The sequence below is a fragment of the Methylobacterium sp. 88A genome (genome assembly GCF_000376345.1).
In the GTDB taxonomy this organism is placed as follows: Bacteria; Pseudomonadota; Alphaproteobacteria; order Rhizobiales; family Beijerinckiaceae; genus Methylobacterium; species Methylobacterium bullatum.
Genome location: NZ_AQVT01000001.1, coordinates 570,804 through 596,813, shown reverse-complemented (window position 1 = coordinate 596,813; position 26,010 = coordinate 570,804). Strand labels below are relative to the sequence as shown.

At 66.8% G+C, this 26,010-nt stretch carries 17 protein-coding genes; 10 read left to right on the top strand and 7 right to left on the bottom strand.

The window, feature by feature from the left end; genetic code table 11:
* Nucleotides 1–6: 6 nt before the first annotated feature.
* A complete protein-coding gene (locus A3OM_RS0102710) occupies nucleotides 7–2,631 on the top strand; it encodes a ligase-associated DNA damage response DEXH box helicase (protein WP_018042195.1) in 2,625 nt (874 codons plus the stop codon).
* 32 nt (nucleotides 2,632–2,663) lie between these two features.
* Nucleotides 2,664–3,377: a ligase-associated DNA damage response endonuclease PdeM gene (gene pdeM, locus A3OM_RS0102705; protein ID WP_018042194.1), complete on the top strand. Its 714-nt coding sequence runs from the start codon at nucleotides 2,664–2,666 to the stop codon at nucleotides 3,375–3,377.
* 107 nt (nucleotides 3,378–3,484) lie between these two features.
* On the opposite strand, the gene A3OM_RS0102700 is transcribed toward pdeM, so the two are convergent.
* Nucleotides 3,485–3,784, bottom strand: a complete 300-nt coding sequence (locus A3OM_RS0102700) for a hypothetical protein (protein ID WP_018042193.1) — start codon at nucleotides 3,782–3,784, stop codon at nucleotides 3,485–3,487.
* 552 nt (nucleotides 3,785–4,336) lie between these two features.
* Between A3OM_RS0102700 and A3OM_RS0102690 the strand changes: the two genes are divergently transcribed.
* Nucleotides 4,337–5,803: an FAD-dependent monooxygenase gene (locus A3OM_RS0102690; protein ID WP_018042191.1), complete on the top strand. Its 1,467-nt coding sequence runs from the start codon at nucleotides 4,337–4,339 to the stop codon at nucleotides 5,801–5,803.
* 4 nt (nucleotides 5,804–5,807) lie between these two features.
* Here the strand turns inward: A3OM_RS0102690 and A3OM_RS0102685 are convergent, their stop codons facing one another.
* Nucleotides 5,808–6,245, bottom strand: a complete 438-nt coding sequence (locus A3OM_RS0102685) for a DUF3429 domain-containing protein (protein ID WP_018042190.1) — start codon at nucleotides 6,243–6,245, stop codon at nucleotides 5,808–5,810.
* Between the two features lie 233 nt (nucleotides 6,246–6,478).
* The gene (locus A3OM_RS0102680) at nucleotides 6,479–9,976 is read right to left on the bottom strand and encodes an SEL1-like repeat protein (protein ID WP_026175655.1); all 3,498 of its coding nucleotides are present in this window, start codon (nucleotides 9,974–9,976) and stop codon (nucleotides 6,479–6,481) included.
* Between the two features lie 285 nt (nucleotides 9,977–10,261).
* On the opposite strand from A3OM_RS0102680, the gene A3OM_RS0102675 reads away from it, so the two are divergent.
* The 3 genes from A3OM_RS0102675 (at nucleotide 10,262) to A3OM_RS0102665 (ending at nucleotide 14,056) form a co-directional block, all read left to right on the top strand.
* Complete coding sequence (locus A3OM_RS0102675) at nucleotides 10,262–12,049, top strand: acyl-CoA dehydrogenase C-terminal domain-containing protein (protein WP_026175654.1); 1,788 nt, start codon at nucleotides 10,262–10,264, stop codon at nucleotides 12,047–12,049.
* Nucleotides 12,050–12,255: 206 nt separating this feature from the next.
* The gene (locus A3OM_RS0102670; protein WP_018042187.1) at nucleotides 12,256–13,464 is read left to right on the top strand and encodes an acetyl-CoA C-acetyltransferase; all 1,209 of its coding nucleotides are present in this window, start codon (nucleotides 12,256–12,258) and stop codon (nucleotides 13,462–13,464) included.
* Between the two features lie 103 nt (nucleotides 13,465–13,567).
* Entirely contained in the window at nucleotides 13,568–14,056 is a 489-nt protein-coding gene (locus A3OM_RS0102665; RefSeq protein WP_018042186.1) for a hypothetical protein, read from the top strand.
* 125 nt (nucleotides 14,057–14,181) lie between these two features.
* Here the strand turns inward: A3OM_RS0102665 and A3OM_RS0102660 are convergent, their stop codons facing one another.
* Entirely contained in the window at nucleotides 14,182–14,970 is a 789-nt protein-coding gene (locus tag A3OM_RS0102660) for an EAL domain-containing protein (RefSeq protein ID WP_018042185.1), read from the bottom strand.
* Nucleotides 14,971–15,081: 111 nt separating this feature from the next.
* On the opposite strand from A3OM_RS0102660, the gene A3OM_RS0102655 reads away from it, so the two are divergent.
* Nucleotides 15,082–17,286 carry a 3-hydroxyacyl-CoA dehydrogenase NAD-binding domain-containing protein gene (locus A3OM_RS0102655; protein ID WP_018042184.1) on the top strand — a complete coding sequence of 735 codons (2,205 nt, stop codon included), beginning with the start codon at nucleotides 15,082–15,084 and terminating at the stop codon, nucleotides 17,284–17,286.
* Between the two features lie 60 nt (nucleotides 17,287–17,346).
* On the top strand, nucleotides 17,347–17,763 hold the full coding sequence (locus tag A3OM_RS0102650; protein ID WP_018042183.1) for a DUF779 domain-containing protein: 417 nt from the start codon (nucleotides 17,347–17,349) through the stop codon (nucleotides 17,761–17,763).
* Nucleotides 17,764–17,888: 125 nt separating this feature from the next.
* On the opposite strand, the gene A3OM_RS0102645 is transcribed toward A3OM_RS0102650, so the two are convergent.
* Complete coding sequence (locus A3OM_RS0102645) at nucleotides 17,889–18,263, bottom strand: VOC family protein (RefSeq protein WP_018042182.1); 375 nt, start codon at nucleotides 18,261–18,263, stop codon at nucleotides 17,889–17,891.
* Nucleotides 18,264–18,448: 185 nt separating this feature from the next.
* Nucleotides 18,449–20,980: a glycogen/starch/alpha-glucan phosphorylase gene (locus tag A3OM_RS0102640; RefSeq protein ID WP_018042181.1), complete on the bottom strand. Its 2,532-nt coding sequence runs from the start codon at nucleotides 20,978–20,980 to the stop codon at nucleotides 18,449–18,451.
* Nucleotides 20,981–21,298: 318 nt separating this feature from the next.
* On the opposite strand from A3OM_RS0102640, the gene A3OM_RS0102635 reads away from it, so the two are divergent.
* Nucleotides 21,299–22,924, top strand: coding sequence for an alpha-amylase family glycosyl hydrolase (locus A3OM_RS0102635; protein WP_018042180.1), 1,626 nt, complete (start codon nucleotides 21,299–21,301; stop codon nucleotides 22,922–22,924).
* 146 nt (nucleotides 22,925–23,070) lie between these two features.
* A complete protein-coding gene (gene glgA / locus A3OM_RS0102630; protein ID WP_018042179.1) occupies nucleotides 23,071–24,600 on the top strand; it encodes a glycogen synthase GlgA in 1,530 nt (509 codons plus the stop codon).
* A 117-nt stretch (nucleotides 24,601–24,717) separates the two neighbouring features.
* Here the strand turns inward: glgA and A3OM_RS25670 are convergent, their stop codons facing one another.
* Entirely contained in the window at nucleotides 24,718–25,899 is a 1,182-nt protein-coding gene (locus A3OM_RS25670; RefSeq protein WP_157196425.1) for a DUF6161 domain-containing protein, read from the bottom strand.
* Nucleotides 25,900–26,010: the final 111 nt, after the last annotated feature.

Sequence of the window (26,010 nt, the reverse complement as noted above, 5' to 3'; positions counted from 1 at the left end):
TGACTCTTGCCTGAGGGCTCCCTCCCCGCGCGGTTCGAGGCCTGGTTCGCCTCGCGCGGATGGGCACCCCGGCCGCACCAGACCGAGTTGCTCCGGATCGTCGGCGACGGGCGCTCGGCCCTGCTGGTGGCGCCGACGGGAGCCGGCAAGACGCTGGCGGGCTTCCTGCCGAGCCTCGTCGCCCTGTCCGAGCGCGCCCCATCGCGAAAAACGCGGGGGCTCCACACCCTCTACATCTCGCCCTTGAAGGCGCTCGCCGTCGACATCGCCCGCAACCTCGAAGCGCCCATCGCCGAGATGGGCCTGCCGATCCGGGTCGAGACCCGCACCGGCGACACCCCCTCGCACAAGCGCACGCGCCAGATCGAGCGCCCGCCCGACATCCTGCTGACGACGCCGGAACAGCTCGCCCTGCTCATCGCCCATCGCGAGGCGGCCGAGCTCTTTGCGAACCTCTCCTGCGTGGTGCTCGACGAGTTGCATGCGCTGGTCACCTCGAAGCGGGGCGACCTGCTGTCCCTCGGGCTGGCGCGGCTCCACCGCCTCAGCCCGAACCTCACCGCCATCGGCCTCTCCGCCACGGTGCGCGAGCCGGACGATCTGCGGCGGTATCTGGTGCCGCAGGGCTCGATGACCCTCCCCCCTCTGCGGGGGAGGGTGCCTGCGGAGCAGGCGGGAGAGGGGTCGACCTCTCCGGAACCGGCGCTCCCCTCTCCCGACCCGCTTCGCGGGCCACCCTCCCCCGCAGAGGGGGGAGGGTTCGGTGATGCCATGGCCGACCTCGTCGTGGTGAAGGGCGGGGCGGCACCCGACCTGCACCTGCTCGATACCGGCCTGACCCTACCACTGGCCGGCCACACCGCCTCACAGGCGATGCCGGCGATCTACGACCTGATCCAGGCGCACCGGACGGTGCTGGTCTTCGTCAACACCCGGCTCCAGGCCGAGTACACCTTCCAGGAACTCTGGCGGATCAACGAAGACTCGCTGCCCATCGCGCTCCATCACGGCTCCCTCGACGCCAGCCAGAGGCGGCGGGTGGAGGCGGCGATGGCGGCGGGGCAGCTGCGGGCCATCGTCTGCACCGCCACCCTCGATCTCGGCATCGACTGGGGCGATGTCGACCTCGTCGTGAATATCGGCGCGCCGAAGGGCGCGAGCCGGATCATGCAGCGGATCGGGCGCGCCAACCACCGCATGGACGAACCGTCGAAAGCCTATCTCGTCCCCGGCAACCGCTTCGAGATCCTCGAATGCCAGGCCGCCCTCGACGCGGTGGAGGCGGCGGCCCAGGACACGCCGGATGCGAGGCTCGGCGCGCCGGACGTCCTCGCCCAGCACGTCCTCGGCATGGCCTGCGCCGATGCGTTCGATCCTTTGCAGCTTTACGACGAGATCGTCTCGGCGGCGCCCTACGCCACCCTGTCCTGGGAGGATTTCGAGGCGGTGGTCGATTACGTGGCCACCGGCGGCTACGCGCTGCGCGCTTACGAGCGCTTCGCCAAGATCCTGCGCGGGCCGGACGGGCTGTGGCGGGTGCGCGATGCGCGAACCGCGCAACAGTACCGCATGAATGTCGGCACCATCGTCGAATCCGCCAAGGTGAAGGTGCGGCTCGCACGCGGGGTGCGCGGCAAGCCGGGCGCCATCCTGCCGAAGGGCGGGCGCGTGCTCGGCGAGATCGAAGAGGATTTCGCCGACACCCTGACGCCGGGCGACACCTTCCTCTTCGCCGGCGAGGTGCTGCGCTTCGAGGGTCTGTCCGAGGACGAGGCCCTGGCGACGCGGGCGGGCCCCGGCACCGACCCGGCGATTCCCTCCTATGCGGGAGCGAAATTTCCGCTCTCGACCTTCCTCGCCGCCCGTGTCCGCGCCCTCATCGCCGATCCGTTCGAGTGGGACCGGCTGCCGAAGCAGGTGGCGGATTACCTCCTGCTCCAGCGCCAGCGCTCGATCCTGCCCGGCCCCGAGGGCTTGCTGGTGGAGACGTTTCCACGTGGCGGCCGCCATTACCTCACGGCGTTCCCATTCGAGGGCCGGCTCGCCCACCAGACCCTGGGGATGCTGCTCACCCGGCGCATGGAGCGCGCGCGCCTGCGCCCGCTGGGTTTTGCCGCCAACGATTACGGCATCGCCGTCTGGATGACCCGCGACGTGAGCGAGGCCATCACCCGCGAGCCCGGTTTCCTGGCCGACTTGTTCGCGCAGGACATGCTCGGCGACGATCTCGAAGCCTGGCTCGACGAATCCTCCATGATGAAGCGCACCTTCCGCCAATGCGCCGTCATCGCCGGGCTGATCGAGCGGCGCCATCCCGGCCAGAAGAAGACCGGGCGGCAGGTCACCATGTCCACCGACCTCGTCTACGACGTGCTGCGCAAGCACCAGCCCGACCACCTGCTCCTGCGCGCCGCCCGGCAGGATGCGGCAACCGGACTCCTCGACGTGGCCCGCCTCGGCATGATGTTGAGGCGCATCCAGGGGCGAATCACCCACAAGGCGCTGGATCGCGTCTCGCCGCTCTCCGTGTCCGTCATGCTCGAAATCGGGCGCGAGAAGGTCTACGGCGAAGGCGCGGACGAGATCCTGGCCGAGGCCGAGGCGCAGCTTCTCGAAGAAGCGCTCGGGTGACGCGCCCCTTTCCCGGATTAGAGGATGCGATCTTGGCGCTCGGCCAGAAACTCGAACGGACCATCAAGACCCCCGGCCTGACGCTGGCCGGCGAAGCCCTCACCCTCGACCTCTGCGGTGGATTGTGGCTCGCCGCGCACCGGACCCTGATCGTCTCCGACCTGCATCTGGAGAAGGGCTCGGCCTTTGCCGCGCGCTCGGGCCAGTTCCTGCCACCCTACGATACCCGCGAGACCCTGGCCTGCCTGCACGAGGCGGTGGCCCGCTTCGACCCGGCCTGCGTCGTGGCTCTGGGCGATTCCTTCCACGATGCGCGCGGCCCCGAGCGGATGGAGCCCGGCGACCGCGCCATGATCGCCGCCCTGCAGGAAGGCCGGGACTGGGTCTGGATCGCCGGCAACCACGACCATGCCGTGTCGGAGGGCGTCGGCGGGCGTTATGCCGAGACGCTGGCCCTCGGTGGCCTGACCCTGCGGCACGAGCCGCTGCCGGATGCGCCGGAGGGCGAGATCGCCGGCCATCTGCATCCCTGCGGCAAGGTCGCCATGCGTGGCCGGGCGGTTCGGCGGCGCTGCTTCGTCACCGACGGGAAGCGCCTGGTGATGCCGGCTTTCGGCGCCTATGCGGGCGGCCTCAACGTGCGCAACCCGGCCTTCGATCCGCTGTTTCCCGCCGGCTTCACCGCGCATCTCCTGGGAGACGGCCGGGTCTTCGCCATCGGCAAGGCGATGCTGGCGCGGGACTAAGAGTGCTCACAAAACTCCCGATCACGGTCGGTTCTCGCTGCGAGCATGACGGCGCAGCGGGAGTTTTGTGAGAGACACTCAGCGCCGATCGAGAGGGAGCCGTCCCGTCAGGCCTTGATGTCGGCGAAGGCCCCGACGATTTTCTCCCGGCCTTGCTTCACCAGTTCCTCGATCTTCTCCTTGATCGCATCGTTGATCTTTTCGAGTTCCTTCTGCGGCATCCCGGCCAACGCTTCCTCCGTGAGGCCCATCTTCTTGAGGATCTGTTCGCGGATCTTCTCGGCGGGCGTCATCTTGGCATATTTCAGGAAGTCGTCCTTCGCCGACGCCTCCGTCGATCCGGACGATGTCGCACGGACGGGGTAGCTCGCTCCCGGGGCGGATATTCCGTTGAGACCGATGGACATGGCGGCACGATTTTCCCAGCGATACACGCCTGCATTGCAAGAACAACGCCGCCGGTCGCGACGGAAAATCCTGTTTTATGTCAGGCACTTATAGAAACCCTGTCGCCGCTGGGGCATCCTGCGCGGTAAATCCTGCCCGGCCATCGATGCCGAGCGACGACGGCGGCATGGGGGTACTCTCCGATCTAAGGGCGTCGTTGATCGGGTTCATGGGTCGACGACCCGGGGAGTATGGACCATCCCAACCAACCCCCTCATCCTGAGGCGCCGCGCAGCGCAGCGGAGGCCTCGAAGGAGGGCTCCAGTTCGCTCGGCGCGTCCTGGAGGGCTCCTTCGAGGCCGCTCACGCGGCGCCTCAGGATGAGGTCGCGTTTCGGTCAGGCAAGCGGCCGGTCGAGGGCGAACGAGAACAGCACGGCTGCACTCAGGGACGCCAATCCGCAGCCGATCGGAAGCCACCACGCGGTCGTCTTCGTCTCCGTCGCTGCCCCCAGCCCGGAATGCCGGTACAGTAGTGGCGAATGCGAATCGCAGCGGAGCCAGGGCACGGTCATGCTTCACGCGCTCATCGTCGGGGCCGGCCCGGTCGGCCTCACCCTCGCCGCCGAACTCGCCCGATACGGCATCGGCCTCCGTCTGATCGACAAGAGCCCGCAGCCGACGCAGACCTCGAAGGCCCTCGTGGTCTGGGCGCGCACCCTCGAACTCATGGACCGGATGGGGTGCAGGCAGGCTTTCCTCGACGCCGGCCTGCGCGCCCACGGGGCGAGCCTGCGCAGCGCCGGCAGCATCCTCGGCTATATCCGGTTCGACACCGTCGCCAGCATCTACAACTTCGCCCTCATGATCCCGCAGCGGGAGACCGAGCGCCTGCTGATCGAGCATCTCGCCACCTTCGGTGTCGCGGTGGAGCGCGAGGTGGAGCTCGTGAACTTCAGACAAGGCGACGACCACGTCGAGGCGACGCTGCGCCACGCGGACGGTGCGGAGGAGACCATGTCGACATCCTGGCTCATCGGCTGCGACGGCGCGCACAGCAAAGTGCGGCACGGGCTCGATCTCGCCTTCGAGGGAGAGGCCCAGGGGGACGATTGGCTTCTGGCCGACATTCGCCTGGAGGGCGACGGCGCACCGCCCGGCGACGAGATCGCGACCTATCTCCACCGGGACGGGCCGCTCGTCGTCTTCCCGATCCCCGGTGGCCGCGCGCGGGTGATCGCCCAGGTCGGCAAGACCAATCCGGCGCATCCGCGTCCGGACCCGACCCTCGACGCGGTACAGGCCCTGGCGGACCGGCGCGCGGGCGGCTTCCGTGTCGCCGATCCGGTCTGGCTCACGCATTTCCGCATCAACGAGCGCAAGGTCTCGCAATATGCGCGGGGGCGCGCGATCCTGGCCGGCGACGCGGCGCATATCCACAGCCCGGCCGGTGGCCAGGGCATGAATACCGGGATGCAGGACGCCATCAACCTCGCCTGGAAACTGGCGATGGTGCAGCGGAAGCAGGCCGCGCCCTCGCTCCTCGACAGCTACGGCCCCGAGCGCAACGCCGTCGGCGACATGGTTTTGCGCAATGCCGGCCGGCTCACCGACATGGCGACCCTGTCGAACCCTGTGGCGCAGGGCGTGCGCAACCTCGGGCTCCGGTTCATGCTCGGCTTCCATGCCGTGCAGGACAAGATGGCGACCACGATGAGCGAGGTGGGAATCGCCTATGCCGACAGCCCGCTGTCGCACGGCCCGGAGGCCGGGATGCGCTGGGCACCGGCGCAGGATGACGGAAAGCCCCCCGGTTCCGGATCGGTGCCGCTCTTCGTCCTCTATGCGGCGGATTCGGAACGAGGCGCCGCCTTCGCCGCGCGGTTTCCCGCCCTCGTCGAGCCGACGCCGCGACGCCCGCCCGACGGCGACCGGCTGATCCTCGTGCGGCCCGACGGCTATGTCGGCTTTTCCGGCACGGCCGAATCCTGGGAAGAAGCCGGGGACTATCTCGCCCGGCTGAGCCCGGACCGGCCCTGAACCCTCACGCCGCGATCAGCAGGGCGCAGCCGGCCACCACCGACAGGACGAGCCGCAGACGCCCGAGCCAGCTCGGAACGAGTCCGCGCCGGACGAGGTCGAGATCGACGATGCCCCAGCCGAGGACGAGGAGGCCGAGCACCCGCAGGTCCCACGGAACGGGACAAGCGAGCGCCGCCCAGGCGATGAGGGAGGGCAGGATGGCGATGACGTAGTCGCGCCCGCCCGTACCGCCGGAAGCGGCAGCCCCCCAGCGGATGCCGCCGAGGAACGAGGCGATGACCGCGCCGTAGGTGGAGAGGATGGTGCGCGGGGCCAGGCCGACATTGCCGAGGCCGCCATCGCTGCCGCTGAGGGAGAGAACCGCGAAACCCAGAAAGGGAATGAGGCCGGCGACGCCGAGAACGAGGGCTGACGTCGGTATGGGCGTCACACGCGCCATCAAATCTCCGGCTCCGTTATCCGCGATCCGGGAGGCTGGATCGCATCGATCTCGATCATATACACGGTTGCGACGGCCCGGAACGCCGACCGGACGCCACGCCACCGACGGGCTGGCGCCTCGCCAAAACCCGGACAAGCTCTTGTTACGAAACGCCGTTTCGCTGCGGCGCCGCGTTCTTACCGGCCATGCGCGTCGCTATCACGCGCGGTCCCTGTCATGCGCGGCTCATGTCATGCGCCCGTGCTGCGGCGCGGCGCCGGCACCGGCGCGGCGGGGGGCGGAGCGCCGATCAGGCTCATCGATCCGTCCACCCCGGTGCCGGTCGGCGCGGGGGGCTCGTTCACGGCCGGGAGCGCCGCCTTCGGTTTGAAGGCGGTGCTCAGGCTCTGCGCCGTGACGAGATCCTTCGGCGAGAGCTTCGCGGCGACGTCGTCGCGCTTCCGGCCCGCATCGTCGTCGCCCTGGGCCGCGGCAGCGGAGAACCAGAGGTAGGACTGGACGAGATCCTGCTGCACACCGAGGCCGCGCGCGTAGAGGACGGCGAGGTTGTACTGGCTGTCGCGCATGCCGTATTCGGCGCCGCGCCGGAACCATTGCGAGGCCGTGGTGTAGTCCGGCTTGCCGTTCGCGGCGGGGTTCTCGGCATAGACCACGGCGAGGTTGTGCATCGAGCGGGCATGACCCTGCTCCGCCGCACGCCCGTACCAGAGCTTGGCCTGGGAGAGGTCGCGCACCACCCCGGAGCCCTTCTCGTAGAGGCCGCCGAGCTTGTACTGCGCCGGGGCGTAGCCGGCACCGGCCAAGGCCTCGAACAGCTTCGCCGCCACGGCGAAATCGCGCGGCATGCCGCGCCCTTCGAGGGCACGGGAAGCGAGGTCGTAGACGGAGGCGCCGTCGCCATCGAGGGCGGCCTTGCGAAGCTGCGCGAGCCCGGTGGGCACGGCGCCGAGATCGCCCGCCAGGTCGTGCAGCGCGGCGACCTTCGGCACGGTGCGCTGGGGCGGCCGAGATGCGGCTTCGGCAGTAGCGGTCGCCGGGACGGTCGGTGGCGGCGCGACGTCGGAAATCGACTGGGTGGTCTCGGGGTCGGGCCGAGCGGTCGTTTCCGTGCCGGCCGGTGAAGCGCTGGCCGGAGAGGTGCCGGCCGTCGCGGCGGTGGAGGCCTTGTCCGGGCTCTCGGACGGTTCGGCCGGAGCCGCCGTCGTCGCGGCGAGTTTCGGCGCGGACGCGTCGGCGCCCCCACGGCGGGTGTTGATGGCCTGCAGCGCTCCGAGTGCCAGGACGATGGCGGCGAGGCCGAGGAGCAGCGGCTTACGGCGCTTGTCCAGTTCGGCGCGCAGCCGCGCGCCGCGCCCGGGGACGGGGGCTTCCGCGGCGTTGTCGGATGAGGCGCGACCGCGCATCCCGGGCGAGCGGGCAGCCTCGGCCGCCTCGTTCTGCGCCGCCTGCGCCGCGCGCCGGGCGGCGGCGATGAAGCTCGTCTTGATGTCGCTCTCGGTCGGCGCGGCAGCGTCCGTCGCGGCGTCGGCGGGACGATCCGGGCTCGGACGCCGGGTGCCGGGCTCCAGCGGCAGGTCCGTGACATGGCCGAGTTCGAAGGATTGTGTCGTGGGGCTCACCCGCAGGGCTTCGGGGCGCCGAACGCCGATTCCGCTCTGCATCGGCGCACGCTCGTCCACGCGGCCGGTGGCGACCGCGAGGCGCTCGGCGAGGTCATGGGTCGACCAGGCGTGGTTGGTGGGGAGGGCTCCGCCCTCCGCCAGGGCGCCGAGCTGGCCGACGAGCTTGTGCAGGGTCGAATGGACACCGTCGAGGGTCGCCTGCATCCGCTGCTCGGAGGCGGCCTGATGCATGCGAAGGTCGGCGAGGCTGGCCTTGAGCAACTCGAGTTCGCCGGTATCGCCGGTGGTCCCGATGCTCTCGGCGACGGCGTTGCGCGCCGCCCGCTCCACGGCGGCCTCGATCGGTGCTTCGTCGCGCAGGGCCGAGACCTGGGCCAGAAGATCGGACATCGTCCGCTCGAGCCCCGCGAGGGCCGGGTCGGCGTCCCGCGTGTCGATACGGCTGGCGAGCGCCAGGACCTGCTTTTCCAGGGCATCCAGCCCCTCGGCGCGCGGCCCGACGGGTCCGCCCACACGGTCGAGCTTCTCGGCGAGGTCGTGGAGCATGCCGTGGATCGAGGCGAGGTCGCCGCCGGGAATCACCGGCCGGCGCAGGGTCTCGCCCAGGTCTTCGAGGCGGCCGATCAGGTCGCCGACGGGATTGACGCTGGCCCGCTCGACCTTGTCGGCCAGGGCGTCGATGCGCACGATGATCGCGTCCGAATTGCCGCCGCCGCCGGAGGCACCGTCACGCAGGGCGTCGAGCTTGGCGCCCATCGCCTGGATCTGTTCCTCGATCCCCCCCGATTGCGGGGTCCGCAATCCGGTGCGGATCTCTTCGAGCAGGGGCCGCAGCTCGGCCATGTTGGAGCCGTCGCCGCCGACGCCGCCCTGCAGCTCGGTGATCTGGGCGCTGATGGCCTGGAGACCCTGCGCGAGGCTCTGGATCCGTTCCGGCCCGGCCAGGGCGGCGATCAGGCGGCGGATCTCGTCGAGCTCGCGGAACAGGTTGCCGAGCTCGTCGCGGTCGGCGAAGCCCGGCGTGCTGTTGCTGAGCGCGCCGTCGACCTTCGCCGCGAGGCGCTCCACGTCATTGGCGACGCGGGCATGGACGTTCTCGGCCACGTCGTCGGCGAGACGGGTGACCTGAACGCGGATCAACTCGATCGGGGCCGCGATGGCGGCGAGGTCGGCCGGCTCCTGGGCGCGCTGGACCCCGGTGACGAGGGAGCGCATGGCCTGTTCGAGGGCGCCGACGTCGCGACCCGTGGCGAGGCCGCCGATCGATTCGCGCAGGCGGCTCGTCTCGGCCTGCAATTCGGAAATGGCGGGAGACGGCATCCGGAGAGCGGCACCGCTCGCCTTGCCCTGGGCGGGCGTCCCGTCGGAATCGAGTTCGCGCTGGCGCTGGCGGATCTCGGCGACGGCGTCGCGGATCTCGGCCTCCGCCGGACGGCCGCGCCGGCCGATCGGCCGCGGGGACGCCAGCTGCTCGCCGAGCTCGACCATGCGGCGCTCGATCTGGCCCAGGCGCTCGGCCATCTGCGCGGCCGGGGACAGGCCGGCATCGAGCACGGTGCTGATCCGGGCCTCGATCTCCTCGATCGTCCGGCTCGCCGCCTGTTGCGAGGCCTGCTGGTCCTGACCGATCTTGTGGTCGATCCGGTCGAGACGCCGCATCATCTCGGCGATCGAGTTCGTGAACGGCTCGACCGGGTCCGAAGCGACGGCCGCGACTTCGGTGGGTGCAGCGACTTCGGCGGGGGCAGTGACTTCGGTGACGGCCGCGACTTCGGTGACGGCGGCGATCTCGGCGACGGGCTCGGCCTCCGGGGAGGATTCGGGAGCGGCGGCGGCCTCGACGACCGGTGAGGGTTCGGGAACGGCGGCGGTCTCCACCGGGGCGGGCGGCACCGGCGACGGGACCTGTCCCTCCGGGCGGGGCCGGGCCTGATGGTGCGTGGACGAGGAGGTGCGGGAACGGCGCGCCTTGGGCTTCTGATCCGGCGAGACGATGGACGCGATCCAGGCTTCCACCGGCACGCCGGCGCGGCGCGCCACGTCGCGCGCGGCGTCGAGGACTTCCGGGTCGAACTCTTCCAGGTTCAGCGTCGCGGTGCGTTTCATCGTCAAACCCGGGGCAGCGAGGTCCGTGACCCAATCCGACGTGTCGTTGTGCAACGTGGGGGTGTCGCAGCGGCAGGCAAACGGATCGATTGCCCACGACATTTGATACTCTTGGTAAACAGCGGGTTAAGCCCTGTACCAAACTGACCATATCTCTCGGGAAAGGCGCCGGAAGGAGACCCCCCTTCCCCTCTCGGGCTCGATAGTTTATATGTGAACTATCAAGCGGGCCGTGGCCTCCGGGCCGAATCGAGCACGCGGTCGAACGGGTGGAGGACAGACGACATGCCGACGTACCGGGCACCTGTGGAGAACGTTCGGTTTCTCCTCGACGACGTCTTCGCGTTCCACGGCCGCAACAACCTGCGCGGGTTCTCAGATGCGTCGCCCGACCTGATCCAGGCCGTGCTCACCGAGGGCGCCAAGCTCGCCGAAGAGGTGCTGACCCCCCTCAACGCCATCGGCGACAGGCAGGGCTGTACCCGGCACGCCGACGGCAGCGTCACCACGCCGGACGGGTTCAAGGCCGGCTACGCCGCTTATGCGGCGGGCGGCTGGATGGGCATTTCCGTGCCGGAGGAATATGGCGGCCAGGGCCTGCCGCACACGATCAACACCGCGATCTCCGAATTCGCGTCGTCGGCCAATCTGGCGCTGACGATGTATCCCGGCCTGACGCAGGGGGCGATGGCCGCCCTCCTCGTCCATGGCTCGGAGGAGCAGAAGGCGACCTACCTGCCGAAGATGGTCGAGGGTGCCTGGACCGGCACGATGAACCTCACCGAGCCCCATTGCGGCACGGATCTCGGACTCCTCAAGACCAAGGCGGTGCCGAACGGCGACGGCTCCTACAGCCTCACCGGCACCAAGATCTTCATCTCGGCCGGCGAGCACGACCTGTCGGAGAACATCGTCCATCTCGTCATCGCTCGGATCGAGGGCGCGCCGGCCGGCACCAAGGGCATCTCCCTGTTCGTGGTGCCGAAATTCCTCGTCAACGCGGATGGCTCGGTGGGCGAGCGGAACGGCGTCTCCTGCGGTTCCCTCGAGCACAAGATGGGCATCCACGGCAATTCCACCTGCGTCATGAACTATGACGGCGCGAAGGGCTGGCTCGTCGGCCAGGAGAACCGCGGTCTCAACGCGATGTTCGTGATGATGAACGAGGCGCGCCTCGCGGTGGGCGTCCAGGGTCTCGCCCAGTCGGAGGTCGCCTACCAGAACGCCGTGGCCTACGCAAAGGACCGGCTCCAGGGCCGCTCGCTGACGGGGGCGAAGGCACCCGACAAGGTCGCCGACCCGATCATCGTCCACCCGGACGTGCGCCGGACCCTCATGGGCATCCGCGCCTTCAACGAGGCCGCCCGCGCCTTGGTGCTGTGGACCGCGCTCCAGGCCGATATCGGCCACCGATCCGACGACGCGGCCGAGCGCCAGAAGGCCGAGGACCATATGGGCCTGATGACCCCGGTGGTGAAAGGCGTGCTCACGGACAAGGGGTTCGACAACGCGGTGGCGGCCCAGCAGCTCTTCGGCGGCCACGGCTACATCGAGGAATGGGGCATGTCGCAATTCGTGCGCGATGCCCGCATCGCCATGATCTACGAGGGCGCCAACGGCATCCAGGCCATGGACCTCATCGGCCGCAAGCTGCCCAAGGATGGCGGCCGGGCGATGATGGGCTTCCTCGCCGAGGTCCAGACCTTCATCAAGGACCATGCCGAGGTGGAGGGCATGGCCCCGTTCACCGCGCCGCTCCAGGCCGGCCTGAACGACCTTCAGGGCGCCACCATGTGGTTCATGCAGAACGCCTTCTCCAAGCCCGACAATGCCGGGGCCGGCGCCACCGACTACATGCACCTCCTCGGCCTCGTCGCCATGGGCTACATGTGGGCCCGGATCGCCAAGGCGGCGCTGGCCCGCATCGCGCAAGGCCCGTCGCCGGAGATGGACGACAAGCTCGTCACCGGCCGGTTCTACATGGAGCGGACGCTGCCCGAGACCGCTCTCCGGCTGGTGCGGATCAAGGCCGGGGCCGACACGACCATGGCGCTCGGCGCCGAGGCGTTTTAGAGCGGACGACAGACTTTCGGTTCACCACGTCATTCCGGGGCGCTCGCAGAGCGAGCCCGGAATCCAGAACCGCCGACGCGACAAACCTTGGATGTGTTCGCGGATCTGGATTCCGGGCTCCGCTTCGCGGCCCCGGAATGACGGTGAGACCGAGAGCAGACTTTGAAAGCCGTCGCTCCGCAGGAGCGGACAACAGGGAAACGCATATGCCCGAGGCCTTCATCTACGATCACGTCCGCACGCCGCGCGGCCGCGGCAAGCCGGATGGCGCGCTGCACGAGGTGACGGCCCTGCGCCTCGCCGAGACGGCCTTGCGCGCCCTCAAGGAGCGCAACGGGCTCGACACGCGGCAGGTGGACGACGTCATCCTCGGCTGCGTCGATCCCGTCGGCGAGGCCGGCGGCGACATCGCCCGCGCGGCGGCCCTCGTGGCCGATTACGGCGACCACGTGCCCGGCGTGCAGATCAACCGGTTCTGCGCCTCCGGACTCGACGCGGTGAATTTCGCCGCGGCCCAGGTCATGGCCGGCCAGCACGACCTCACCATCGGCGGCGGCGTCGAATCCATGAGCCGCGTCGGTCTGGGCGCCTCGGGCGGGGCCTGGCCGGTGGACCCGGCCATCGCGATCAAGTCGTGGTTCATGCCCCAGGGCGTCTCGGCCGACCTCATCGCCACGAAATACGGCTTCTCCCGCGACGATTGCGACGCCTATGCGGTGGAGTCGCAGAAGCGCTCGGCGAAATCCTGGGCCGACGGGCTGTTCGGCAAGTCGGTCGTGCCGGTGCGCGACGTCAACGGCATCACCTTGCTCGACACCGACGAGCACATGCGTCCTTCCACCGACATGCAGTCGCTGGCCGGGCTGAAGGCCTCCTTCGTCCAGATGGGCCAGATGGGCGGGTTCGACGCCGTGGCGATCGACGCGCATCCCGACGTGGAGACGGTGAACCACGTCCATCACGCCGGCAATTCCTCCGGCATCGTCGATGGCGCCGCCGCCGTGCTGGTGGGCTCGAAAGAGGCGGGCGAGAAGGCCGGCCTCAAGCCGCGCGCCCGCATCCGCGCCTTCGCCAATATCGGCTCGGACCCGGCGCTGATGCTCACCGGCCCGGTGGACGTGACGAAGAAGGTGCTGGCCCGCGCCGGCATGACCGTCGCCGATATCGACCTGTTCGAGGTCAACGAGGCCTTCGCCGCCGTGGTCCTGCGCTTCTGCCAGGCCTTCGGGCTCAACCCGTCCGAGGTGAACGTCAATGGCGGCGCCATCGCCATGGGCCATCCGCTGGGCGCCACCGGCGCGATGATCCTCGGCACGGTGCTCGACGAGTTGGAGCGCACCGGCAAGGAGCGCGCCCTCGTCACCCTCTGCATCGGCGCCGGCATGGGCACCGCCACGATCATCGAGCGGGTGTGATGGGGCGCTATCCCTCCCAAACCCTTCGGAACGCTGCTAAACGGCGCACTCCCGCCGCCGATGCCGGCGGCGCAATCATAAACACACCGGGAGACACGCCACGATGACACGCCTTCTCGCGACCCTGATGCTGACGACCGCGCTCTGCGCGCCGTTCGCCGCCCACGCGGACGACGCCGCCGACCGCGTCGCGGTCGCCAAGGATCTGGTTCAGAAGACCCTGATCAAGAACCTCGAAACCGGCTTCACCGGCGCCCTGGAAAAGACCGTGCAGCCGATGCCCGAGGACAAGGCCGAGGCCATCCGCAAGGAGGTCCGCGCCGAGTTCGACAAGCAGCGCGAGGTGATGATCGAGGGATTGTCGAAGGCCTATGCCGAGAAGTTCAATCTCGACGAGCTCAAGCACCTCAGCGGCATCTACGACGACAAGATCTACCAGAAGTTCCAGGCGATCAATTCGGACCCGGCCTCGACGGTCACGGTGATCTCGCAGGGAGCGGTCACCAAGATCCTGAACATGCTGGCCATCGCCTCGGCCGGCGACCGGCCGGCGGGCGCACCGCCGCTGCCCGGAACGGCGCCGGCCAAGTAAAACCCGATTGAGGTCGATCCAGCGGAGGATCGACGGCAGGGCCGCACCGCTTGGGGCGGCCCTGCATGAGACCGACGACACGAACTTGCAGGCACAGCGACGCGACGGGCGCGCCGAGAGGAGCGCTATGACGCCAGGGCGGCGAGGCGCGGCTCCCGTGTCTCGAAACCGGCGACACTCGGGAGGGCTTCGAGTTGGGGGCGGGCGAAATGATAGCCTTGGAACAGCGTCGCCCCGAGCTCGCGCAGGGTCTCGAGTTCGCCCCGCGTCTCGACACCTTCCGCGATGACCGAGACGCCGAGCTGCCGCGCCATGGAGATGATCCCCGCCGTGATGATCTGACGGCCCTTGTCCGTGTCGATGCCGCGCAGGAGCTCCATGTCGATCTTGATCAGGTCGGGACGGAAGTTCGCCAGGAGGTTGAGGCCGGCGAAGCCCGCGCCGAAATCGTCCAGCGCGGTGAGAAAGCCCTGCTTGCGATACTCGGCGACGATGCGCTTCACATGGTCGATGTCCCGGAACTTCTCGTTCTCGGTGAACTCGAACATGATCCGGTCATGGGCGAATCCGGCCCGGCGCGCCGCCTCCAGCGAGGAGCGGATGCAGGCCGCCGGCTCGTAGACCGCGTTCGGCATGAAGTTGATGGACAGCTTGGTCTCGTCGTCGACGGGGAACAGCCGGCCGGCCAGCTCGATGGCACGTACCCGCGCGGCCTGATCGAAGCGATAGACCGTCGTCTCGGTGACGCGATCGAGGATGGAGGCGGCGGACTGGCCTTCGGGGCCGCGCACCAGCGCCTCGTATCCCCACACGCGCTGAGCGTCGAGATCGAGGATTGGTTGGAACGCCATGGTAAACGTAAAGTCGAGATCGGCGCCGTCGCGGCATCCCTGGCAGACGTTTCGCGCCAACATTCGATAACTTTCCCTGTTCCACCTTTTCGATCCTGGAATTCTTTATCCAGCCCAAATTTTTAAAACGTCTTAATAGCCTCACGCCTCAAGCCGACCCCACAAGGATCAGACATGAATCTCACGAACTTCAGCTTCGAGGTCGATTCCGACGGTATCGCGCTCGCGACCTGGGACATGCCCGGCCGCTCGATGAACGTCTTCACCGAAGGGGTGATGAGCGACCTGCATCAGGTCATCGACGCCGTGGTGGCCGATCCGGCCGTGAAGGGCTGCGTTATCACCTCGGGCAAGGACAACTTTTCCGGCGGCGCCGACCTCACCATGCTCCAGGGCCTCGGCCAAGCCTACGAGACGCTGAAAGCCGAGAAGGGCGAAGAAGAGGCCATGCGCCACTTCTTCGAGGAATCGCGCAAGCTCACCTTGGTCTTCCGCAAGTTGGAGACCTGCGGCAAGCCCTTCGCGGCGGCGGTGAACGGCATCTGCCTCGGCGGCGCCTTCGAACTTTCGCTTTCCTGTCACCACCGGGTGCTGTCCGACGATCCGAAGACCCGCGTCGGCCTGCCCGAGATCAAGGTCGGGCTGTTCCCCGGCGCGGGCGGGACCCAGCGCGTCCCCCGCCTGATGCAGACCGGTGACGCCCTGCAGATGTTGTTCAAGGGCGAGCAGATCCGCCCGCTCATGGCCAAGAACATGGGCCTCGTCCACGAGGTCGCGCCGAAAGACGAGATCGTGGAGAAGGCCAAGGCCTGGATCAGGGCCGGCGGCTCGCCCGTGGCTCCCTGGGACCAGCCGAAGTTCAAGGCCCCCTCGGGTAAGGTCTATTCGCCTGCCGGCATGATGATCTGGCCGCCGGCCAACGCGATCTACCGCCGCGAGACTCACGACAATTATCCGGCGGCCAAGGCCATCCTCGCCTCGGTCTACGAGGGCCTGCAGCTGCCGATGGATCTCGCGCTGCGGGTCGAGAGCCGGTACTTCGCCAAGATCCTGCGCTCCAAGGAGGCGGCGGCGATGATCCGCACGCTGTTCATCTCCATGGGCGAGCTGAACAAGGGCGCGCGCCGGCCCAAGGAGATCGCCAAGACCAGCGTGAAGCGGGTGGGCGTCGTCGGCGCCGGCTTCATGGGCGCCGGTGTCGCCTATGTCACCGCCAATGCGGGGATGGAGGTCATCCTCCTCGACCAGTCCACCGAGGCGGCCGAGAAGGGCAAGGCCTACGCCCACAAGCTCGTCACCGACCAGATCAACAAGGGCCGCGCCAAGACCGCCGACCGTGAAGCCTTGCTGGCGCGCATCACCACCAGCGCCGATTACGCCGACCTGTCATCCTGTGATCTCGTGATCGAGGCGGTGTTCGAAGACCCGAAGGTGAAGGCCGACGTCATCGCCAAGGTGGAGGCGGTGATCGGCGAGGACGTGATCTTCGCCTCCAACACCTCGACCCTGCCGATCTCGGGCCTCGCCAAGGCGTCCCGGCGCGCGGGCAATTTCGTGGGCATCCACTTCTTCTCGCCGGTGGAGAAGATGATGCTCGTGGAGATCATCAAGGGCGAGGAGACCGGGGACGCGGCGCTCGCCACCGCGCTCGACTACGTCCGCGCGATCAAGAAGACGCCCATCGTCGTCAACGACAGCCGGGGATTCTTCGCCAATCGCTGCGTCGGCGCCTATCTCTACGAGGGTCACAAGATGCTCATCGAGGGCATCCCCGCCGCCATGATCGAGAATGCCGGCCGCCAGGCCGGGATGCCGGTGGGGCCCCTCTCCCTCACCGACGAGGTGGCCGTCGACCTCGCCCTGAAGATCGTCAAGGCCACCGAAGCGCAGCTCGGCGCCGAGGCGATCGACCCCGCCCAGAAGGCTCTGCTCACCACCCTGGTGGAGGGCGAGGGCCGGCTCGGGCGCAAGAACCGGAAAGGCTTCTACGACTATCCGGACGGCGCCTCGAAGAAGCTCTGGCCCGGATTGGCGGAGCTCCAGGCGACCCGAATCGACCCCGACGACGTCGATTTCACCGAGCTGAAACAGCGGCTCCTGGTGGTTCAGGCCCTGGAGGCCGCCCGCACCGTGGGAGAAGGCGTCATCACCGACCCGCGCGAGGCGGATGTGGGCTCCATCCTCGGCTTCGGCTTCGCCCCTTTCACCGGCGGCGCCCTGTCCTACATCGACTTCATGGGTGCGAAAGCGTTCGTGGCCCTGGCCAAGGGACTGGAAGCCAGGCACGGGTCGCGCTTCGCGGTGCCGGAGAACCTCCTGCGCATGGCGGAGGCCGGCGGCACTTTCTACGGCGAGGCCGCGGCCAAGAAGGCGGCATGAACGAACATCCCGGCTCGGGACATCCCCCGGCCGGGTTCACATGACGGGAGGGAGCGTTCCATGAGCACGACCGAAGCGACCACGGCCGATCAGGTCGGCGCCGACGGAACGCCCCTGCGGGTCACGGCGACACCGGCCGCCATCGCCCTAATCGAGGAATTGCGCGCCGAACACGGGCCGGTGATGTTCCACCAATCGGGCGGGTGCTGCGACGGATCCTCACCCATGTGCTACCCGGTGGGCGATTTCCTCACCGGGGACAGCGATGTCCATCTCGGCCAAGTCGCCGGCGCCGATTTCTGGATCAGCCGCCCGCAATTCCAGGTCTGGAAGCACACCCACCTGATCCTCGACGTGGTGCCCGGCCGAGGCGGCATGTTCTCCCTGGAGAACGGCCGCGACCGGCGCTTCCTCATCCGCTCGCGGATTTTTACCGAGGCGGAGAACACGGCGCTCGAAGGGGCGTGCCGGATCTGATCCGCACGCAGCGCCCACGATTGGTCCTGACCGGAGATGTGCGATAGCTGTCTCGCACGGTCGAAATCGCCATGCGCCGACGCCCGGCATGCGCCCACGCACCACCCACGGGGCCGCGACTGTCTTCACCTCGCCGGCACGGTCCGTGCGGTGAGCTTGTTGCCATCGGGATCACGAAGGTAGGCGACGAAGGCGCCGTTCGGACGCTCAGAGGGCGGGCTCTCGATTGCGCTGCCCCCGTGCTCGGTGCCGGCCCGATGCCAGGCGAGAACATGGTCGTGGCTCTCCGCGGCGATACCGATCGTTCCGCCGTTGGCGGCGGTTGCCGGCTCACCGTCGATGGGCGTCGTAATCATCAGCCGCCCGCCTTCATGGGAATAGATCAGCCTGCCTCTGGCATCCATCTCGCCAGACTCGCCTCCCAGAGCGGCGAATGTCGCGTCGTAGAAGGCCCGAGCCCGGTCCAGATCGTTGCTGCCGATCATGACGTGCGTGAACATCGCGTCTCTCCGGTAAGGGACGGCACGAGATAACGGGGGCCGAGCCTGGAGCCGAGTCCAGTCCGTCTGCGAACGCGCAACCGGCGTTCGCCGAACCACCGCTCCCCATCCCTGATGCGCCGGCAGGGGGTGCCGGATCGTCCGTTCTCGACCGCCTTGCGGAAGAAAAAGAAGGGCCGCTCGGCTCACCCCACCTTCACCCGCCAGATGTCGTCGGCATATTCGCGCATGGAGCGGTCGGAGGAGAACCAGGCCATCCGGGCGGTGTTGAGGATGGCCTTCTTCCACCAGCTCGCCTTGTCGATCCAGGCGGCGTCGATCTCGCGCTGGACGCGCCAGTAATCGTCGAAATCGACGGTGAGCAGGTAGCGGTCGTTGTGGCGCAGGTCGTCCACGATCGGCTGGAAGCGGCCGCGCTCCTCCGGCGAGAAACCGCCCGCCTCGATGAAGTCGAGGGCGGCGGCGAGGCGCGGCGAGGCCGCGATGGCCCGGGCAGCGTAATCCGGCTCGGCCGCGCGCTTTTGAATCCCGGCCGCATCGAGGCCGAAGATGAAGATGTTGTCCGCCCCCACATGGTCGCGGATCTCGATATTGGCGCCGTCGAGCGTGCCCACGGTGAGGGCGCCGTTCAGCGCCAGCTTCATGTTGCCGGTGCCCGACGCCTCCATGCCGGCGGTGGAGATCTGCTCCGACAGGTCGGAGCCGGGGATGATCGCCTCGGCGAGGCTGACGCGGTAATTCGGCAGGAACACCACCTTGAGGCGCCCGGCGATATCCGGGTCGCTATTGACGAGTTTGGCCACATCGCAGGCCAGCTTGATGATGAGCTTGGCCTGGACGTAGCTCGGCGCCGCCTTTCCGCCGAAGATCTTGACGCGCGGCGTCCAGTCCTTGTGCGGCTCGGCCTTGATCGCCTGATACAAAGCCACGGTCTCGATCACGTTGAGGAGCTGGCGCTTGTATTCGTGGATGCGCTTGATCTGCGTGTCGAACAGGGCAGAGGGATCGACGACGATGCCGGTATTCTCGGCCACCACCTTGGCCAGCGCCTCCTTCCGGGATGTGCGCATGGCGGCGTAGCGGGCCTGGAAGGCGGAATCGGCGGCGTAATCGGCCAGCCCCAGCAGCGCCTCGGGATCGTCGAGGACGCGCTCGCCCACCACCTCCACGGCGAGCTTCGTCAGCTCCGGGTTGCAGTTGTGGAACCAGCGCCGAAAGGTGATCCCGTTGGTCTTGTTGACGATCTTGTCGGTATCGAGGGCGTGGAGGTCCTTGAACACCGTGGAGCGCATCAGGTCGGTGTGGAGCGCCGAGACGCCGTTCACCCGGCGGGCGCCGAGGAAGGCGAGATGGCCCATCCGCACGCGCTTACCGTTGGCCTCGTCGATGAGCGAGACCGAGGCGAGTTGCGCCGCATCGGCCCTGCCGTGGCGTCCCTGCTCTTCGAGATGCATCCAGTTGATCAGGTAGATGATCTGCATGTGGCGCGGCAGCAGCCGCTCCATCAGCTCCACCGGCCAGGTCTCCAGCGCCTCGGGCAGGAGGGTGTGGTTGGTGTAGCTCAGGGTATGGGTGGTGATGTGCCAGGCATCCTCCCAGGCGAGGCCGTGATCCTCGAGGAGGATGCGCATCAGCTCCGGCACGGCAATGGCCGGGTGGGTGTCGTTGAGCTGGATCGCGGCATGGTCGGGCAGCGAGCGCAGGTCGCCGCGCTCGGCCACGTGCCGGGAGACGAGGTCCTGCAGCGAGGCCGAGGTGAAGAAGTATTCCTGGCGTAGACGCAGTTCCTGGCCGCTCTCCGAGGAATCGCTCGGATAGAGCACCCGCGAGATCGCCTCGACCTTGGACCGGGCGGCCACCGCGCCCACATGGTCGCCGCCGTTGAACTGCGCGAGTTCGAGGGGCGAGTTCGCCTCCGCCTTCCAGAGCCGCAGGGTGTTGACGTGTTTGCCGCGCCAGCCGACCACGGGGACGTCGTGGGCCACGGCCCGCACGGTCTCGGCCGGGTGCCAGTGCCGACGGATCACGCCGTCCGAGATCGCCGACATGGTGACATGGCCGCCGAACCCGATCGCGTAAGTCGCCTCGGGCCGGACGAATTCCCAGGGATTGCCCTCGGCGAGCCAGGTTTCCGGCGCCTCCTTCTGCCAGCCATCCTCCAGGGATTGCTTGAACAGGCCGTGATCGTAGCGGATGCCGTAGCCGATGGCGGGGATCGACAGGCTCGCCATGCTCTCCATGAAACAGGCGGCGAGACGCCCGAGACCGCCATTGCCGAGCGCCGCATCCGGTTCGGCCGCCTCGACGTCGCCGAGATCGATGCCGAGGTCGCGCAAGGCCCGACGGGTCGTGTCGACGAGGCCGAGATTGTTCATGGCGTCGGACAGGAGCCGGCCGATGAGGAATTCGAGGGAGAGGTAATAGACGCGCTTGTTGGGAATGCTGGTGGACCTGCCGTCCATGCAGGCATCGACGATCCTGTCGCGCAGGGCCAGGGCGGTGGCGGCGAACCAGTCGCGCTCGCGGGCGGTCTCGGGGGTCTTGCCGATGGCATAGGCGAGCTTGGCCAGGATGGCTTCGCGCAGGTCCGCCACGGGGTCGCCGGAGGCGGGCTTGGCCGGAGCGGTCCAGCCCGGCCGGGCCGGGGCGTCTCCGGCGGCGGTACGCGTGCCGATGTCCTCGCTCCGAGCGGTGGCGGCCAGGATTTCGTTCAGCATGGTCTCATTCCCCCTCAGTGTCGCTGCCGCAGAGCGCTGTTCGGCACCCGCTTCTTCCGGCGGTGACCGTGCGGCGGCGTCGCTATGGACAGGTCGGACTTCCGGGATCGACCGATCCCGCTGGCGGTGACCGGTCCCCGCGATTCGCCTGTCTCCCATCCAAACCGTGCGGGAATGAGACCATTTAGCGCTGAAGGTTTCATGAATGCGGCGGAAGCGCGCTGGCGCGGCAGCGGCAAGGAGGCCCGGGGCGGGGTCGCTTGGTGCTCCGCCACAGGCTAGGCTGTGACCGGCATCGGGGTGTGAATCGGGGGACGGATGACGTCAGGCGAGACGACTGTTCCGGGTCTGGCGAAAGCCGTCTGGTGGAAGCGGGGGACCGTCTATCAGGTCTATCCGCGCTCGTTCCAGGACACCAACGGCGACGGTGTCGGCGATCTGGCCGGCATCACGCGCCGGCTCGACTATCTCGCCTGGCTCGGCGTCGACGCCGTCTGGATCTCGCCGATCTATCCCTCGCCCATGGCGGATTACGGCTACGACGTCGCCGATTACTGCGGCGTCGACCCGCTCTTCGGCAGCCTGGCCGACCTCGACGCGCTGATCGCGGAGGCCCATGCCCGCCGGCTCAGGGTCATCCTCGACTTCGTGCCGAACCACTCCTCCATTGCGCATTCGTGGTTCACCGAGAGCCGCGCCTCGCGCGAGAATCCGCGGCGGGACTGGTACATCTGGCGCGATCCCGCGCCGGATGGCGGGCCGCCCAACAACTGGCTGAGCAATTTTGGCGGCCCGGCCTGGACCTTCGACGAGGCCAGCGGCCAGTATTACTATCACGCCTTCCTGAGTCAGCAGCCGGACCTGAACTGGCGCAATCCGGCGGTGCGGGAAGCGATGCACGACGTGCTGCGCTTCTGGCTCGACCGGGGGATCGACGGGTTCCGCGTCGACGTGATCTGGCATTTGATGAAGGACGAGGGGTTTCGCGACAATCCGGCGAACCCCGCCTTCCACCCCGAACAGCCGGAGATCAACCGGTTCGATCAGGTCTATTCCGCCGACCGCCCGGAAGTGTTCGACATCATCGCCGGCATGCGCCGCGTACTCGACGGTTACGACGACCGGGTCCTGATCGGCGAGATCTACCTGCCGATCGAGCGGCTGGTGGCCTATTACGGCCCCGGTCTGACCGGCGTCGACCTGCCGTTCAACTTCCAGCTGATCCAGACCCCGTGGCAGGCCGATGCCGTGGCGGCCCTGGTGGACGAGTACGAGGAGGCGTTGCCCCCCGGCGGCTGGCCGAACTGGGTGCTGGGCAACCACGACCAGCCCCGCATCGCCGCACGGATCGGCGAGGCGCAGGCGCGGATCGCCGCGATCCTCCTCCTCACCTTACGCGGCACACCCACGGTCTATTACGGCGACGAGATCGGCCTCGCCCATGTGGAAATCCCGCCGGAGCGGATGCGCGACCCCTGGGGCTTCAACGAGCCGGGCCATGGCCGCGACCCGGAACGGACCCCGATGCAGTGGGACGACACCGAACATGCCGGCTTCAGCGAGGCCGAACCCTGGTTGCCCTTGAGCGCCGACCGGGACAGGCGGCATGTCGAGGCGTTGCGGGACGATTCCACCTCGATCCTCACCCTTTATCGGAGGCTCCTGCACCTCCGCCGCGCCTATCCGGCCCTGGCGGTGGGAAGCTACCGCAGGCTCGATACGGACGGGCTCGAACACGTCCTCGCCTATGAGAGGGTGGAAGCCGGCGAGACCGTGCGGATCGTGCTGAACTTCTCGGGCTGGCCGGTCCGGTTCCCCCTGGCGGGCGAATCAGGCTGGAGCGTTCTCCTCTCCACCCATCCCGGACGAGCCGATATCGGCGCCTCGGAGGTGCTCGACATGGCCGGAAACGAGGGCGTGATCCTGCTCCGGCACCCTGACTGAAGGCGGCGGAGCCGAGGGAGGCCGAAAAAACTATCGCGGCGCGACATTTTCCCCGCGCCGCAGCAAACTGAACGTAGTATTAACCGACCCAGTGGCTTGAGTTGTGCATCGCGAAGAGCACGATCTGCCCTAGAGGTCTCCATCATATGCCGGCGACGACCACCTCCAGTGCCGACCTCGCCTCGCCGATTTTCGCCTCCGGCGCGGCCGACGCCGAGGTAATTCGGGGCCTTTCGCTCCAGCCGCGCATCCTCTACGCGACCCCGGAGATGGCGGATTTCGTCAAGACCGGCGGTCTGGGCGAGGTCGCCGGCGCCCTGCCCCGGTCGCTGCGCCGCCATTACGATGTCCGTGTCCTCATCCCCGGCTATCGCCAGGTGGTGGACCGGTTCGATCACATCCCCGTCGTCGCCCATCTGCGCGGCCATGCCGGCATCCCGCCCTGCGATCTCGGGCTCATCGAGACGGGTGACGGCCTCAAGGTCTACATCATCCTGAGTTCCGACCTCTACCAGCGCGACGGCACGCCCTATGGCGATGCGCAGGGGGATTTCCGCGACAACGACCTGCGCTTCGCGCGCCTCAGCCTCGCGGCGGCGGAACTGACCGGCGGGGTCGACCCGTCCTGGTCGGCCGACCTGCTTCACCTCAACGACTGGCAGACGGCGCTCGCCCCCGCCTATCTCGAATGGACCGGGCAGCGCGTCCCCAGCGTCCTGACGATCCACAACCTCGCCTATCAGGGCCTGTTCCCGAGCGATTCCCTCGGACGCCTCGGCATCCCGGACGGGGCCTTCCAGATGGATGGCTGCGAGTTCTACGGGCATCTCTCCTTCCTCAAGACTGGCATCTATTACGCCTCGCACGTCACCACGGTGAGCGAGACCTACGCCCGCGAGATCATGATGCCGGAATCCGGCTGCGGCCTCGACGGATTGCTGCGCACCCGCGCCGCACAGGGGCGGCTGGCCGGCATCCTCAACGGGATCGACGAGAGCTGGGACCCGCGCACCGATCCCCACCTCGCCACGCGGTTCGAGGCGGACGATTGGAAGGGCAAGCGCGCCAATGCCGAGACGGTGCGCCGGAAGTTCGGCCTCGCCGTGTCGCGCGGACCGCTCTTCGCCATCGTCTCGCGCCTCGTCCACCAGAAGGGCATCGACCTCAGCCTCAGCGCGGCCGAAACCATCGTGGCCGAGGGCGGTCAGATCGTCGTCATCGGCGAGGGCGAGCGCCGCTTCGAGACCGCGTTGAGCGATCTCGCCCGCCGCCATCCGGATGCCGTCGGGGTCCATGTGGGGTTCGAGGAGAAGGAAGCGCGGCGGATGTTCGCCGGAAGCGACTTCCTGCTGATGCCCTCCCGCTTCGAGCCCTGCGGCCTCGCGCAGATGTACGCCCAGCGCTTCGGATCGCTGCCGATCGTGCGCCGCACCGGTGGCCTCGCCGATACGGTGGAGGATGGCGTGACCGGCTTCACCTTCGGCGAAGCCTCGCAGAAGGGTTTCCTCGGCGCGGTCCGCCGCGCCCTCGACACGTTCGGCGAGAAGAAGCGCCTCAACGCCATGCGCCGCCGCGCCATGTCCCGCTCCTTCACCTGGGACGGCGCGGCCATGGACTACTCGGCGCTCTACGCCCGCGCGCTGGGCAATGGCGGCGGTCTTCGCGCCCGCACCTAAGCCACAGCTAAGATATCAGCTTGACAAACCAGAGTAGAAAAGGCTGATCATAACGATCGTCTGCTCAAAGCACGATTGGGCCAAGCTATATGTCAGTTTGGCAATTTATTAAAATATCTATTTGTTCAAATATTTGGATAATACTGAACCTAGCGAGATATCGGCAGGTGCATCATCTTTGATAAGCCCATCTGAAGACGGCCGAAATAAAGGCGTGAGGATTAATGTTTTTTCTCCGGCTGTCAGACTACCTTTTTCAATCAGTGCTAAATAGGTAGTTATCATGACCGCCCTCTCCTCTGCGTCCACAGACAAATGATGCTCGCTCAAATACATTTTTACAACGATTCTGGCGAACCAAAATGCGACGGTAGTAATCAAAACTGCGATAGACAAAAATAGAAAGTTAAATGAAATTTCGTTAGTCATTTTCCATACAATAATACTTATTATTGCAATAATTAAAAGGAAAGCTACGAGTAAGGATGTGCCCCATTTTCCGTATTTTATAATAATCTTTTTGTATTTTTGTGCTTCCGCCTGATGAGAAGTCGATTTTGTCCTCCAATACTCTACCGGAGCTTTCAGCGACATAAAGTTTTGATAAACTTCCTTCGTCTTTCGCAGCTCTTCAAGAACAGCATGCATTTCTTTTCGCCTAGTCTGAGACGAAGCTCGCATCTGTCTTACCGCAATCTGCCTGATTTTTTTAAGTTTTTCATTCTCCTTGGCTCTTGATATTTTTGATGACTGTCGGGCGCGCAAAGCATCAGACGTCATTGTCCTGAGCAATGTCTTAAAACGAGCATCATACTTACGAAGAGATCCAGCTACTGCCCGTGATCTCCGTCTTGTTACACCTTCTTTGAAATTATTCAGAAGAACTAACGCGCTTATACTTTCAAGATCATTATAATTATTCATCCTATCGACTGTTATCGACAGGATTGTCGCAGCAATCACCGGACCATAGTCTTTTTGAACGGATTGAATAAAATTGAACACCTCAGCTTTCGGTAATGGAAATCTCCCATCGAAAAGAGTTCGTTGCACCAGAAGGGTCAGCTCAGTCAGATCGTCAGGACTATCTCTAATTATATTAAAAATATTTACTATATTATCCGAGAACGCCTTTGATAAGCTTGATGTATTTGAGTTTAATCTAACGTCAGAATTTTCGAGCCAATAATAACTAGCCTTAAGTTCTCCAACGAAATTTGTAAATTCCTCAAAATCCTGAAAAAACAACCCATCAGCAGCATGAGATAAACTAAAATAAAGCGACCTTGCTTCAGACATTATACGATCACCTGATAGAAAATCGTTAATACACTCAGCTTTGAAAATTCTCAGCTGAGTGTATTGCTATTAAACGCCGCGTATCGGTAGAATAAATCTACGAGATCTTTT